This window comes from Neisseria subflava (genome assembly GCF_024205745.1).
Classification (GTDB): domain Bacteria; phylum Pseudomonadota; class Gammaproteobacteria; order Burkholderiales; family Neisseriaceae; genus Neisseria; species Neisseria flavescens_B.
The window spans coordinates 1328744-1343974 of sequence record NZ_CP073117.1 but is presented as its reverse complement, the minus strand read 5'-3'; the positions used below and the strand labels follow the sequence as shown (position 1 = coordinate 1343974).

At 48.8% G+C, this 15231-nt stretch carries 10 protein-coding genes and 1 riboswitch; of the genes, 5 read left to right on the top strand and 5 right to left on the bottom strand.

Annotation, left to right across the window (positions count from 1 at the left end):
• Nucleotides 1-152 precede the first annotated feature (152 nt).
• The 3 genes from iscX (at nt 153) to metE (ending at nt 3767) form a co-directional block, all read left to right on the top strand.
• Entirely contained in the window at nt 153-350 is a 198-nt protein-coding gene (gene iscX / locus KCG55_RS06450; RefSeq protein ID WP_003682097.1) for a Fe-S cluster assembly protein IscX, read from the top strand.
• A gap of 169 nt (nt 351-519) precedes the next feature.
• Nucleotides 520-1401 (top strand): methylenetetrahydrofolate reductase, encoded by an 882-nt coding sequence (metF, locus tag KCG55_RS06445; RefSeq protein ID WP_254322425.1) that lies wholly within the window; start codon nt 520-522, stop codon nt 1399-1401.
• A gap of 89 nt (nt 1402-1490) precedes the next feature.
• Nucleotides 1491-3767, top strand: a complete 2277-nt coding sequence (gene metE / locus KCG55_RS06440; protein WP_254322423.1) for a 5-methyltetrahydropteroyltriglutamate--homocysteine S-methyltransferase — start codon at nt 1491-1493, stop codon at nt 3765-3767.
• 93 nt (nt 3768-3860) lie between these two features.
• On the opposite strand, the gene KCG55_RS06435 is transcribed toward metE, so the two are convergent.
• Both KCG55_RS06435 and ilvE read right to left on the bottom strand, forming a co-directional pair.
• Complete coding sequence (locus KCG55_RS06435; protein ID WP_254323646.1) at nt 3861-6101, bottom strand: right-handed parallel beta-helix repeat-containing protein; 2241 nt, start codon at nt 6099-6101, stop codon at nt 3861-3863.
• Nucleotides 6102-7194: 1093 nt separating this feature from the next.
• Nucleotides 7195-8193: a branched-chain-amino-acid transaminase gene (gene ilvE, locus KCG55_RS06430; RefSeq protein ID WP_254322422.1), complete on the bottom strand. Its 999-nt coding sequence runs from the start codon at nt 8191-8193 to the stop codon at nt 7195-7197.
• 214 nt (nt 8194-8407) lie between these two features.
• Between ilvE and KCG55_RS06425 the strand changes: the two genes are divergently transcribed.
• Complete coding sequence (locus KCG55_RS06425; protein WP_049328701.1) at nt 8408-8731, top strand: LapA family protein; 324 nt, start codon at nt 8408-8410, stop codon at nt 8729-8731.
• Nucleotides 8732-8756: 25 nt separating this feature from the next.
• Entirely contained in the window at nt 8757-9926 is a 1170-nt protein-coding gene (gene lapB / locus KCG55_RS06420; protein WP_188209265.1) for a lipopolysaccharide assembly protein LapB, read from the top strand.
• Nucleotides 9927-10040: 114 nt separating this feature from the next.
• On the opposite strand, the gene KCG55_RS06415 is transcribed toward lapB, so the two are convergent.
• The 3 genes from KCG55_RS06415 to KCG55_RS06405 form a co-directional block, all read right to left on the bottom strand.
• Entirely contained in the window at nt 10041-10547 is a 507-nt protein-coding gene (locus KCG55_RS06415; RefSeq protein WP_254322420.1) for a thioredoxin family protein, read from the bottom strand.
• A 3-nt stretch (nt 10548-10550) separates the two neighbouring features.
• Entirely contained in the window at nt 10551-13838 is a 3288-nt protein-coding gene (gene recC, locus KCG55_RS06410; RefSeq protein ID WP_254322419.1) for an exodeoxyribonuclease V subunit gamma, read from the bottom strand.
• Nucleotides 13839-14101: 263 nt separating this feature from the next.
• Nucleotides 14102-14977, bottom strand: coding sequence for a lysophospholipid acyltransferase family protein (locus tag KCG55_RS06405; protein WP_254322418.1), 876 nt, complete (start codon nt 14975-14977; stop codon nt 14102-14104).
• Between the two features lie 108 nt (nt 14978-15085).
• Nucleotides 15086-15196, top strand: a riboswitch (SAM-I-IV-variant riboswitch).
• The last annotated feature ends 35 nt before the right edge of the window (nt 15197-15231 follow it).

The following is a 15231-nucleotide window of genomic DNA, read 5'->3' as shown; positions in this document are numbered from 1 at the left end:
AGTGTCGTGCCGTATTTTAACGCAAATATGCTATTTTGTTAAAAAATACCCACATTATTTATATCCGCATCTGCAGTAAAACAATCTAGCAGTCCACCTGCTTCTTGATTAAAATAATTACCAATAGCCCAAACCCAAAAAAGGAACACATCATGAAATGGACAGATACCCAACGCATCGCCGAAGAACTCTACGACCTACACGGCGACAGCATCGATCCGAAAACCGTACGCTTTACCCAACTGCGTGATTTAATTATGGCTTTGCCTGAATTTGACGATGACCCAGCACGTTGCGGCGAGCGTATTCTCGAAGCCGTGCAACAAGCATGGATAGATGAAGCAGAATAATCTTTCTTCCATTACATCAAACAAGACCTCAGGCTGTTTTTCAGACGGCCTGAGGCCTTTATTAAATCTATTCATACAATTTCGGAAAATTTCGAAATTGACTCATACTGACCTCAAATTTATTATGCAGTCTGACAACGAATAAAAGATATGCAGAAGGTGCATAACCATGAATCACGCTCGAGAAATTAACGCATTAAATCACAGCCTTTCCGATTTAAAAGGCGATATCAACGTTTCATTCGAATTTTTCCCGCCGAAAAACGAACAAATGGAAACCATGCTGTGGGATTCCATCCATCGCCTGCAAACCCTGCACCCGAAATTTGTTTCCGTAACTTACGGTGCAAACTCAGGCGAGCGCGACCGCACTCACAGCATCGTTAAACGCATCCAACAAGAAACCGGCCTTGAAGCCGCCCCTCACTTGACCGGTATCGATGCCAGCCCTGACGAGTTGCGTCAAATTGCCAAAGACTATTGGGACAGCGGTATCCGCCGCATCGTTGCCCTACGTGGCGACGAGCCGCCCGGCTACGAGAAAAAACCTTTCTATGCCGAAGATTTGGTCAAACTGTTGCGCTCCGTTGCCGACTTTGACATTTCCGTAGCAGCCTATCCTGAGGTACACCCGGAAGCCAAATCCGCTCAAGCCGACTTGATCAATCTGAAACGCAAAATTGATGCGGGTGCAAACCACGTTATCACCCAATTCTTCTTCGACGTGGAAAGCTATCTGCGCTTCCGCGACCGTTGCGTGATGATGGGCATCGACGTTGAAATCGTTCCCGGCATCCTGCCTGTAACCAATTTCAAACAATTGACCAAAATGGCCCAAGTGACCAACGTCAAAATCCCAAGCTGGCTGTCTAAAATGTACGAAGGTTTGGATAACGACCAAGGCACGCGCAACCTTGTTGCCGCCAGCATCGCCATCGATATGGTCAAAGTCCTCTCTCGCGAAGGTGTCAAAGACTTCCACTTCTACACCCTCAACCGCAGCGAACTGACTTACGCCATCTGCCATATTTTGGGTGTGCGTCCCCGTTAATAAAACAGACGGCCTCCCCATTCTGATTTACAATATCGAACATTCAGGCCATACCGGCCTGATTAAAAATTCCAACTAGGAGAGTTAACATGACAACATTGCATTTTTCAGGCTTCCCGCGCGTCGGAGCCTTCCGCGAATTGAAATTCGCACAAGAAAAATACTGGCGCAAAGAAATCAGCGAGCAAGAATTGCTGGCTGTTGCTAAAGACTTGCGCGAGAAAAACTGGAAACACCAAGCTGCTGCCAACGCTGATTTCGTTGCTGCAGGCGATTTCACTTTCTACGACCACATCCTCGACCTGCAAGTTGCTACCGGTGCCATCCCTGCCCGTTTCGGCTTCGACAGCCAAAACCTGTCTTTGGAACAATTCTTCCAACTGGCCCGTGGTAACAAAGACCAATTCGCTATCGAAATGACCAAATGGTTCGACACCAACTACCACTACTTGGTGCCTGAATTCCACTCCGATACCGAATTCAAAGCCAATGCCAAACACTACGTTCAACAGTTGCAAGAAGCCCAAGCTTTGGGCCTGAAAGCCAAACCGACCGTTGTGGGTCCGTTGACTTTCCTGTGGGTCGGTAAAGAAAAAGGCGCCGTTGAATTCGACCGTCTGAGCCTGTTGCCTAAACTGTTGCCTGTTTACGTTGAAATCCTGACTGCTTTGGTTGAAGCAGGTGCCGAGTGGATTCAAATCGACGAACCTGCTTTGACTGTTGACCTGCCTAAAGAGTGGGTAGAAGCATACAAAGACGTTTACGCTACTTTGAGCAAAGTAAGCGCCAAAATCCTGTTGAGCACTTACTTCGGTTCTGTTGCCGAACACGCCGCATTGTTGAAATCCCTGCCTGTTGACGGCCTGCACATCGACCTGGTACGCGCCCCTGAGCAACTGGACGCATTTGCCGACTACGACAAAGTTCTGTCTGCCGGCGTTATCGACGGCCGCAACATTTGGCGCGCCAACCTAAACAAAGTTTTGGAAACTGTTGAGCCTCTGCAAGCCAAACTGGGCGACCGTTTGTGGATCTCCAGCTCTTGCTCTTTGCTGCACACTCCATTTGACTTATCAGTTGAAGAAAAACTGAAAGCCAACAAACCTGACCTGTACTCTTGGTTGGCATTCACCCTGCAAAAAACCCAAGAATTGCGCGTTCTGAAAGCCGCATTGAACGAAGGCCGTGATTCTGTTGCCGAAGAACTGGCCGCCAGCCAAGCTGCTGCCGACTCCCGTGCCAACAGCAGCGAAATCCACCGTGCAGACGTTGCCAAACGCCTGGCCGATTTGCCTGCCAACGCAGACCAACGCAAATCTCCATTTGCCGACCGTATCAAAGCGCAACAAGCATGGTTGAACCTGCCTTTGCTGCCGACTACCAACATCGGTTCCTTCCCACAAACTACCGAAATCCGCCAAGCACGCGCAGCCTTCAAAAAAGGCGAACTGTCTGCCGCCGATTACGAAGCCGCGATGAAAAAAGAAATCGCCTTGGTAGTTGAAGAGCAAGAAAAACTGGACTTGGACGTACTGGTACACGGCGAAGCCGAGCGTAACGACATGGTTGAATACTTCGGCGAACTGTTGAGCGGTTTTGCATTCACCCAATACGGCTGGGTACAAAGCTACGGTTCTCGCTGCGTGAAACCACCTATCATCTTCGGTGACGTAAGCCGTCCTGAAGCCATGACTGTCGCCTGGTCTACTTACGCACAAAGCCTGACCAAACGCCCGATGAAAGGTATGTTGACCGGTCCTGTAACCATTCTGCAATGGTCTTTCGTCCGCAACGATATTCCTCGCTCTACCGTATGCAAACAAATCGCACTGGCTCTGAACGACGAAGTATTGGACCTGGAAAAAGCAGGCATCAAAGTCATCCAAATTGACGAACCTGCCATCCGCGAAGGTCTGCCTTTGAAACGTGCCGATTGGGATGCCTACCTGAACTGGGCCGGCGAATCTTTCCGCCTGTCCTCTACCGGTTGCGAAGACAGCACCCAAATCCACACTCATATGTGCTACTCTGAGTTCAACGACATCCTGCCAGCCATCGCCGCTATGGACGCTGACGTCATCACCATCGAAACTTCTCGTTCCGACATGGAGCTCTTGACTGCGTTCGGTGAGTTCAAATACCCGAACGACATCGGCCCAGGTGTTTACGACATCCACAGCCCACGCGTACCGACTGAAGCTGAAGTTGAGCACCTGTTGCGCAAAGCCATCGAGGTTGTACCGGTTGAACGTCTGTGGGTTAACCCAGACTGCGGCCTGAAAACACGTGGCTGGAAAGAAACTTTGGAACAACTCCAAGTGATGATGAACGTAACCCACAAACTGCGTGCCGAACTGGCTAAATAATGTGAGTTAGATGAAAAGGCCGTCTGAAAATTTTCAGACGGCCTTTTTTTTATTTATCGATATTTAAACCATAAAGATTACAGCTTCAACAACTTACAAAATCCCTGTCGTTGTATGATGTTCTTCCACTCCTGATGTATACACGTTCTTAGTATGGTGATACACAGTCTCTTGAGTCGTTTCGACAATATGGTTGGCTTCTGACAAGATATCGCTCAATGCGACTTTACTGCCGGTCGTATTCACCTTTTTCAGTGCTTCGCCGTTATGGCTATTGCCTTCTGAATACGTTTTGATGTCGTTTTCAAAGCGTAGCCATGAATCATACAGTTCGCCTTTAATGTCCGTCATGATTTTATTGTTGGCTACATTTAAAGATGCCTTGCCCTTAGGGTTGGTACTGTGTACGTCTACCAAAGCATCATTCAGAGTACCACCAAGTTTCAATGTGTTATTGGTGATGTTGTACTCTTTGGCATTGCTTTTCAAATAAGCAAATTCGACATAGCCGTCCGATTTTTCACGTACGGAAATTTTGTTGTCGTGAATCGTCACCGCACCATGCATCGCGACATTGCCATGGTGTTCTTCCACATAAACCGGTACCGCGCCTTTCATAATCTTGCCAATATCGGCATCGTTGCCGCTGATGGTAATGGTACCGCTGCCAATGCCGTTTTTAGATAAAACGCGGTCGTAGGTATCGTTGATGACGGCAATCAGATATTTGGTGGATTCGCCGCTGATCTTGTTGTTTGCCATATTGAGCGTGTAATCCATTTTGCTTTCATGGTTACGGAACTCAATCGCGTAGGTCTGAATATTGTTTTGATAAACCGTCAGATTTTTAATGACATTATCGCTAATATCGAAATAACCTTTATCAGCCGAGTGCAAATCTTTGTATTGGGTATTGGTTTGCACCTGAATCCCTGAATACATGTGGTAGTACTTGCCCAAGTCATCATCAACATTCAAACGGAAGCTCGGGTCTTGGATAATGGTATTGCCGGTAATTTTGACTTTATCCATAGAAAACTGGCGGTTGTAGGCAACGATGCCATACAGCCGGTCACCCGTTAACACATTGTCTTCAATGACAATGCCTGTACCATCATGCACATCCAAGCCTTTGCGGTAGTTGTGGTCGGTTGTGTTTTTACGGTATGTGATGCCGTAATTGTAGCTACCCGCAGCCACAGCCATACCGTAACCGGTACCGCCGTCCGCTTCGTGGCCGTTCCAATCCAAACGGTTGCCCTCGCCGATAAAGTTTTGTTGGAAACCGATCAGCGCACCGGCAACGCGGTTGTGGTGCAGATACGAATCAACAATACGGTTGTTTTCACCCAAAGGCAGCGCTTCATATTTTTCATCAATTTCGCCGCTTTGTACGCGCGCTTTAAAGGTCAGCTTTTGACCCTTTTCCGTTTCCAAAGAAGCGGTCGATGTAAACATCACACCAGCGCGATTGGCACCGGAAACCTCTACTTTGCTGATTAAAGTATTGTCCGCGTCGTTCACCAAAATGCCGTTTACCTTGCCAAAATAGCTTAAGCCTTTACGGTAAAAATCAGGGTTGGTATATTGAACCGACAAGTCGGCAATGGTTTTATTGTTTTGTCCATCAACCAAAATACCGGCAAATTCGCGGATATCGTCATGGTTGGTGTCCGGATTGAATACGCCCGTCTGCGCCTTATCAAACGTTATTTTGGTTTTGCCCATGCCCGAACCGAATAAACCACGCGCGCCGGAAACGGTTTTATCCATCACAATCTGGTTGGAAATATAGTAGGTACCATCCAAGAAGACCATGGCTTTTTCTTTATGAGCCGCTTCTAAAGCCGCTTTAAATGCCTGAAGGCTGTCTTTTTTACCCTGCGCATCGGCACCAAAATCATTCACGCGAACATAATTACCGTACTCTTTAGATTGATACACGCGGTATTTTCCAGATATACCAGCCCTGCTTTCGGCATGATCGTCAATTTTGTTTTCTTTGACTGAACTGAGGTGGCTATCGTGACTCATGGCTGTTTTTTTGCCGGAAGAAACGCTCGTGATTTTGTTATGGCCGTCTGAATCGTTCAAATTCTTTTTATGCGCAATTTCGACTGTTTCTTTTCCTTCGGCAATTCTGTCTTCCGCCTCTTTCTCTTTGCGGGCGGCTTCTTGTTTGGCTTTACGCTCTGCAATCGCTTTTTCGACTGCTGCTTTATGCGCTTCTTTTGCGCGCTCAACCGCCTGCGCTTTGGCTGCTGCGGCTTCGGCTATTTTTTTTGCTTTAGCCTCTTCGTAAATTTTTTGCCTTTCAGCCAGGACTTTTTCCATCGATTTATTGACTGGTTTGGCTGCCGTTGCTTGATCGGTAGCGGCAGGTTTATTTGTTGCTTTAAGCGCAATGGTGTTTTTACTGGAAACGCTGCTTGCAGAAGCAACGCTGGCCCGTGCGACATGCATTTTTGTCCCAAGGCCGTCTGAAGATGATGAAGTGCCGCCCAATCTTACTGCCTCAGCCACATGCACTGTCTCTCTCGTTACAGTATTTTTACCGCTTAATTGCTTGGGTTCTGGAAAAACCGACGGACTATCCCCCCAATTTTGAGTGTGTATCCATTCTTTTAGAGGAGAAGATGATTCGGAAGTGGTTTCAGGAGTTGAGGAGCCGTGACGAATATGGGTACGGCCAAGAGGAGCAAGTTTATGTGACATAATCAGCGTATTTCCTTGTATCAAATATCGTCCTTTCCCATCGCACAAGCGTGCAACAAAAAAGTTCGATTGAATAAAGAGGTAAGACGGATTCTGTCGTAACAGCAATTGCCTGTATAAAGGCCAAACTGAAGCTGGCCACTTTGAGAAACTCGGCAGCGTTTCCCCTTCTGCCGGTTTTCTGATTGGAAACGGTAATGGTGTATGGACAGAACCCTTGGATGACTTTTATAGGCAATCTGTCCGCGTACCATGTATCCGGTTATTTTTGACGGAAATGTATCAGAGTCCCTTTTTAATTGATTAGTTCATCCAAAGTTAAGTTATTTTTGATTTTTATAGCAAAATAAAAATGGTTTTATCTTGTATTACTTTCCTTTTTGGCGTGACAGAGTTAACCTCGCGAAGCCAAAAAGGAGGGAAATTCTAACACAACATGCCTTTAGCATTCCCAATTTAACTAAATTTACAAAATATACAAAATAAATATCTATAAATGTTTTTAACTTCATCGAAAAATCAATAAAATTCGATATTTTCAATGTGTATTTTTACAACATAATTGCGCATTATATACCGATTATCTTAAAATACTACCGTTTATTTGCAAAATTTAGTATTTTATTATTGCTTTCTCCATCTAAAAACCAATAAAAAAAGGCCGTCTGAAAAAATATTTCAGACGGCCTTTTTTTTATTACATGCGCCCTATTTAACAGACTTCGACCAACCAGCCGTGTTTGTCTTCTGTCAAACCGTATTGAATGTCGGTAATCGCCTTACGGATTGCGTAACCGCGCTCTTGGCTCTTCACTTCGATTTCTTTGCCATCAATCACGAAAGAAGTTACCGGAGAAATGACCGCAGCCGTACCAGTCAGAATTGCCTCTGCGCCATTTTCCACAGCTGCTTTCAGCTCATCAACGGTAAAGTTGCGTTCGGTAACGGTGTAGCCCAAATCTTTAGCAACAGTTAGTACGGAATCACGGGTAACGCCATGCAGGAATTCGTCTGTCAACGGTTTGGTAATGATTTCATCGCCGTTAATCAGGATAAAGTTAGACGCGCCGGTTTCCTGAACGTCGCCATTCGGACAGAACAACACTTGGTTTGCGCCATATTCAGCTTTGGCTTTCAAAACCCAAGGCATGGCGGAGGCATAGTTGCCACCGCATTTCACACGACCCATATGTGGGGCGCAACGGATATGTTCGGTTTCAACCAAGATTTTAACGGGCGAACCGGCTTTGAAATAGTCGCCGACAGGAGAAGCCAGAATGTACAGCAAAGCAGTTTCAGAAGGAGAGCCGGCTTTACCAATCACAGGATCGGTACCGATCAAAGTCGGACGCAGGTAAAGAGCGGCTGGCGCATCAGGAATTTCTTCGGCAGAGCGTTTGACCAATTCAATCAAAGCATCCAAATAAGCCTCAGTTTCAGGGCGCGGCAGGTGCAGAATATCCGCACTTTGCTGCATGCGCGCAATATTAGCGGTCGGGCGGAACATCACGATTTTGCCACTTGCCTGACGGAATGCCTTCAAGCCCTCAAAACATTCGCTGCCGTAATGCAAGGCATGTGCGCCGGGGGCGATTGTCAGGTCTTTGGAAGATTGCCATTCTACCGGCTGCCATTTACCTTCACGATAAGCGATAACGGGCATTTCAGCGTGAAAAACGCTGCCGAATACGGCTGGAACTGGTCTGCTCATGATGATTGCCTTTCTTATTCTGATGTGCAAAATAAATTAATTAAAGACTGAACAATACGCCTTTCAATATAGGTTTGACAAGTACCCATCAGCATAAAAACACCGTCCCCCTGCCGTCTGAAACATGCCGTCCTATCCGAAATCCGGCAAATCGTTTAAACTGATACCATTTTTCAGACGGCCTGCACCAACCGCAGCCAACTCGGAGTAACCCATGAAACTCATCTCTACCATCATCAAAATCCTGATTCTTCTTGTTTTCCTCCTGCTGGCCATCACCAATACCCACACCGTATCCTTCTTCTACCTGCCCGGCCAAAACATCAATCTGCCGCTGATTGTCGTGCTTTTCGGTGCATTTATTATCGGCATCGTGTTCGGTATGTTTGCCCTCTTCGGCCGTCTGCTGTCCCTTCGCAGCGAAAACAACCGCCTGCGCGCCGAAGTGAAAAAACATGCCCACCTTTCCGAAAAAGACCTGACTCCGGTCAAAACCGAAACACCGGCAACGACTTCCGAAGCCACTCCCAAAGCGTAACGCCACCAATCGATAAAGGAATACCATGGACAACGAATTGTGGGTTATCTTACTGCCCATCGTCCTCCTCCCCGTTTTCTTCGCTATGGGCTGGTTTGCCGCGCGCGTCGATATGAAAACCGTCCTGAAACAGGCCAAAAGCATACCGGCAGGCTTTTACAAAAGCCTTGACGCCCTCGTTGACCGCAACAGCGGCCGTGCCGCGCGCGAATTGGCGGAAGTGATTGACCAGCAGCCGCAGTCATACGACTTAAACCTGACCCTAGGCAAGCTCTACCGTCAGCGCGGCGAAAACGACAAAGCCATCAATATGCACCGCGCCCTGCTTGATTCGCCCGATACAGTCAACGAAAAACGCGCGCGCGTGCTTTTTGAATTGGCGCAAAACTACCAAAGCGCAGGCTTGGTCGACCGTGCCGAACAAATCTTCCTCGGCTTGCAGGAAGGCGATATGGCACGCGAAGCCCGCCAACACCTTTTGAGCATCTACCAACAAGACCGCGACTGGGAAAAAGCCATCGAAATGGCGCAGCTCTTAAGCCATGACGAACAAACCTATCAGTTTGAAATCGCCCAGTTCTATTGCGAAATCGCCCAAGCCGCGCTGTTCAAATCCAACTTCGACACCGCCCGCTACAACATCGGCAAAGCACTCGAAGCCAACAAAAAATGTACGCGCGCCAACATCATTCTCGGCGACATTGAATACCGTCAGGGCAACTTCCCTGCCGCAGTGGAGGCGTATTCCGCCATCGAGCAGCAAAACCACGCCTATTTGAGCATGGTCGGCGAGAAACTCTATGAAGCCTATGCCGCACAAGGCAAACAGGAAGAAGGCCTCAACCGCCTCATCGGCTATATGCAAACCTTTCCCGATCTTGACCTGATCAACGTCATCTACGAGAAGGCCCTGTTGCTCAAAGGCGAAACCGAAGCGGCGCAAATCGCTGTCGAACTCGTCCGCCAAAAACCCGACCTCAACGGCGTGTACCGCCTGCTTGGCTTGAAACTCAGCAATATGAATCCAGAGTGGAAAGCCGATACCGATATGATTCGCTCCATTATCGGCCGCCAGCTGCAAAAAAGCGTCATGTACCGCTGCCGCAACTGCCACTTCAAATCCCAAGTCTTCTTCTGGCACTGCCCAGCCTGCAACAAATGGCAAACCTTTACACCGAATAAAATCGAGATTTGATAAAGCGTTAAGCATCAAAAAAGGCCGTCTGAAATCTTTTCAGACGGCCTTCTTATTACAAAGCAAAATATCAAAGCGGTTCAAAACACAGCCTTACACTCCGATAATATCTGCTCAACAACGCTGCTCTGCCCATGCCAACGCCGCTACAATCTGCGCCTCAATATCGGCATTAAATTCGCCGGCACGGTACGCATCGCGCAATTCTGTGCGACGGGTTTCATCTGCCGCAATTTGGTTCAACACCACTTGCGGAAACTCGTTAAACACAGGCCCGTCCTCTTCATGACCCATCAAAAACAGCGCAGGAATTTTTTGATTGGCGCGGACGATTTCCTGTTGGCGCGGATTCTCAAAACGGCTGCTGTCATCAAAATCGTTGCGGGCAATATAGTTGACGCGGATATTGAGGTTCAACTCCGCTATTTTTTGAATAAACGGCACAAACACGCGGCAATCAGGGCAATACGGCGCAGCGGCAAGCAGCCAGTTTTGCGGACGGCTAATCTTTTTAACCGCCGCCACCGTTTGCGCCGACAGCTTAGTCGCCTGATAGAGCTGCTGCTGTTTCAATCTGTCTTCTTCAGTATCAAAATCCAAATATTCTGCATAAGTGGCCATGCTTTACTCCTGTTCTGTTGTATCGGTTTTTCCTGCCACGCCGGTCAAAAGCGGAACAAGCAGATTGACGACGAGGTTTTCAAATAGCGGCTCATCAAGAGGCGATTCTTCCAAATGGCCAAACACCAGCTTCACTTCGGTATATTCCTTCTGCCCTTTGCTCATTTTGTTGCCGTTAAAAACATCATGGGCTTTTCTCAAGGCAGCATCCCAATCCTCTTTTTTGTTGTACTCCTCCGCCGCGGCAAGACTGGTTTTGGCAAAAAACGGCAAGGGGGTATTTTGTCCGATTCGGAAATATACCAGCCATTCTTTCAAAAGTTCTTTTGCTGTTTGTTGCTCGATGGCAGCATAGGTTTCGGTCCGTCCCAAGCTGACAATATGGGTTTGTCGGTTTGCAACGGATTGAGGGGCGACGGCGCAAAAAATCAAATGCTCCAATAAACGGGCAACACGGTTGGGCGCATTGTCTTTTTGGTTTTGGAACACAATGCGGCCGCATTCATAAAGATTGCCGATGGTGCCTTGTAAAACCAAATCGTCAAAGTGTTCTTCATAAGGTTCAGACGGCCTTTTGTCGCTGCGTATCAGCTCGGCATCTACGTTTTTCGCAGATATCTGATACTGCTTCTGCCACAAACCGCCCAATTCGCCTACCGGCATCAGGCTTTCGGCATTCAGCCGAATGGCCGTATCTTCAAAATCTTCCCCTGTGCGCCGCGCATCCAAATAGGCATCGGCAATCCGACCCTCATGTTGCGGCTCAAACGGTTCGGCAGACTCCCATGCGCCGTCCAAATACGGCTGATCCCAGCTTAAATTTCTCTTCAGCCAAACTTTGACAGGGTTGCGCCAAAAACTGATGAGCTCGCCCTGATGAATGGTTTTGCCCGGCTCTTCCTGATTTAAGGCCTCAAGGAAAAACGGTTGCGCTTCCGCTGGCGGTTGGTTCAACGCATCAGCGTAATCTTGGCGCGTACTGAAGAGGCCGTCTGAAAGCGCGTCCTTTTGGAAATAACGGCGTGAAAAAGCCTGCAAAGGATGATGTTTCACCCATTTCTCCGACAACTCGCGCCCGCTTTTCCCCGTCATGGCGGCAATAGTATCCAGCAACTCGCTGATTAACGAGGACGGCGCGAACTCGGCATCATTGCGTATATCGCGGCCGATATAAGACAAATACAGCATTTCGCGCGCGCTGATTAAGGCTTCGAGGAAGAGATAACGGTCGTCGTCGCGGCGGGCGCGGTCGCCTTTTTTCGGATGTTTGGCAATCAGGTCGAACACCGCCGCTTTGGTATTGCGCGGAAAATCGCCGTCATTCAAACCCAACAGGCAAACCATTTTAAACGGCAGGCTGCGCATCGGCACCATACTGCAAAAAGTGATGCCGCCGCTCAAAAATCCGGCTTGGCTTTCGCTGTCCAAAAAGCGGCGGATATGGCGGATAACGGTTTTACACGGCAACAATCCGTCAAATCCGGCCAACTGCACCTCTTCCTGCCATTTCGCCAAAGACTGCTCAAACTGCTGCTTGGCGTATTGGTCGTCCGTATCCGGAGCAAACAGTTTCTCCAGCAAATCACGGCAACGCTGCACCCAACTTTCCACATTGGCAGGCGCTTGCCATTGCGCCGCCATATCGGCCAAAGTACGGATAAATTCGGCAAAGCCGCTGAACACGTCCAGCTGGTTGACGTTGCTATGCCACGCGCTCACACCCTGCCACATGCCGTTGCCGCCTTCAGGCAGCATCCAGCCCAAGGCCAAACGCTCTACCGCCTGCTGCCAAGTAAAGAGGTTGTCTTTACCCTCGCGCATGGTTTGGTCCAAACCCCAATGCACATTTAATCCGGCAACAGTCTCATGCAGCAGCGGCACATCTTCCTCACTCAAACCGAAGCGTTGCAACACCAACCGGCTTTCCAGCAAAGGCAAAACCTTGTCCACTTCAAACCGGCTTTCCAGCAAGTCCAAAGTTTGCGCCAAAGCATACAGCAACGGCTGACGGCGGCTGAGTTTCACATCCGAAATCGAATACGGTAAAGCCTGGCTGCCTGCGTGCGCCTGTCCAAAAACGGCTTCGATAAACGGGCTGTACGGCTCGATGTTTGGTGTCAACACGGCAATATCGTGCGGCTGCCAATCGGGATTATTTTGCAACACCAGCGACAACTCTTCTTTCAAAATCTGCAATTCGCGCAAAGGGCTGTGTGCCGCGACGATTTTGACGGAGCCGTCATTCAACAGCTTGTCCGGCTCGACATACACTGGATTGCCGTCCGCATCATGGACTTGAACCAAACCTGCTTCACTTTCTTCCTGTTGATACAAGCGTTCAGACGGCATGATTAAGTTTTGAATATCGTTTTGCAGGCAATGCAATAAGGTATCGTCTTTTCCCTCTTCATAAACCTGAATATCCTGCTCGGTTTCCACTTCCGACAAAAAATCAAAGAAATCACGCCCCTGCTTGCCCAAAGAGGCCAACAGCGGATGCCCTGCCTGCGACAAATCCGCCTCATCGCCCCTTTTCAAAATCTGCGCTTCGTCGATAACCTCGCCCCAATATTGGCTGCTCGGGTTGAGCGCAAACACAAACACATCGCAATGCTTGGAAATTTGGTGCAAGAGTTGCAGATACATCGGCGCCATTGTCGAAATGCCGAATACAAAAAACCTTTGCGGCAAGACCGATTTATCCAACTGCACCAACAGCTTTTCCCACAAGGCCACGCGATGCGGCGCAGATTGGCTGCCATCGTCCAAATAACGCCACAGTCGCGCCTGCCAATCCTCATCATCGCCCAAACCCAGCAGCTTCCCTGCCTGCCACGCATCAATCCAATCCGGGCGGTACACTAAATATTGGTCGAAAATATCCGCCATCTGTCCGGCAAGCTGATAATCCGCCGATGCCGAGCTATGCAAATAACTTTCCAGCTTCAGGCGCACGTTTTCGTATTCCGGGGCTGTCTGAAACGCTTCGCTGCGGAACAAATCCAGCAAACGCCAGCGCATGACTTCAGGCGAAAACGGACTGAGCGGCGGCACATCGGGAACCAATTTGCGCATCAGCTGCCACGCCAAACCGGCAGGCAGGCTGAACTTCAAATTCGCCGCCACGCCGAGTTCGCGCGCAAAAAACACATTCAGATAACGCCGCATACCCTGGCTCTGTACCACCACTTCTTCCTGCGCCAATACAGAGTCCAAGGGCGAAGCCTGATGAATACGCGCGCACATTTCGGCAAGCGATTCCAAACGGTCGGATTGAAAGAGATAAAACATGACATGCCATCAAAAAAACAATTACGCGCATTATAATGCCATCAGGGCAAACGGTTCAGCAGCGTATGAAAATAAAAGGCAAAAGATTACGGTAAAGGCCGTCTGAAATCGCTTTTCAGACGGCCTTTGCCGTTTAAATATCGTGGACAGCGCAAACGCTGGGCTTTGATGTATTTCTTTTTGAACTTCGGCTTTATTCGATCTTAATTCCCACACAAAATAAAAACCTGCTTCCCTCAAAGCAGGTTTTGAATCTATCTGACTCAAGCAGGTGGCAACGGCGCGCCTTCGGGATGTTTGTAGCGGTTGTACATAAACAAATATTGTTCTGGAAAACGGCGTATCCAATATTCGGTATTTTCATTGATCACGCGCGCGTCGTTCTCCTTATCGCCGTTCAACTCACCGCGCAAAGGCTCGATGTGCAAGACAAAGCCTTTGCCGTCGGGCAGACGCTCGCCGCAGAAAAACAAAGCCTTCACGCCTTTGACTTGCGCCAGCTTGCCCGCCAACGTCATGGTGTAGGCAGGTTTGCCGAAAAAGTCCACCCAGACGCCGTCGCCGCCTTCTTCCGGAGACGGTACATGGTCCGGCAACACAATGGTCGCTTCGCCGCCGCGCAGGGCCTTGATGATTTGTTTGACTCCCTGAATACTGGTCGGCGCAGTCTTGCCTTTGCCGCGCACGCGCCCTGCCTGCATCACCACATCAAAAGCCTTGATTTTCGGCGGTTTGTACATCGCCGTCAGCGGAAACGGCAGTTGCTGGCTGATGTAGCGACCCGCCAAATCGTAGCTGCCGATGTGCGGCGTGATAAACAGCAAACCCTCGCCCGCACTCAAGGCCGTCTGAACATGCTCCCAACCATTGACGCTGACAAACAGGTTTTCAATTTCCTCAGGCCGTCTGAAAAACGCCACCGGCAATTCCAAGCCGCCTTTTGCCGTTTCACGGAAAACTTTTTTCACCGCCTCGTCCGTCGGGTTTAATCCGGCAAGTTTCATGTTTTCGAAAACACGCCGGCGATCTTTCGACAGCAAGCGGAAACCCAAACCGCCGAGCAGGTTGCCTAATTTGTGCAACCAAGCCAAAGGTAGCGCGGCCAAAAATTTAAAAACAAAGGTAACAAGCGTTTGCATAAGGTTTTACCAAAATGAAGTGGACAGATTGTAAACGAAACAGGCCGTCTGAACAAAACAGACTTCGGGCAAATATATTGCGGCACACCTGCTTTTCTGCTACTATCCGCGCTGCATTAAGAGTTGGGAATTCCATGCCAACCTGCTTTTCCGAAAGAAAGGTAAGGTGGACGGTTGAAAAACCGATGTGGCTCGCCAGAGCAATCCAAACCCGCTTAATGCGGGAATTTTTTTGCCTGTAAGAAACGTGCAAC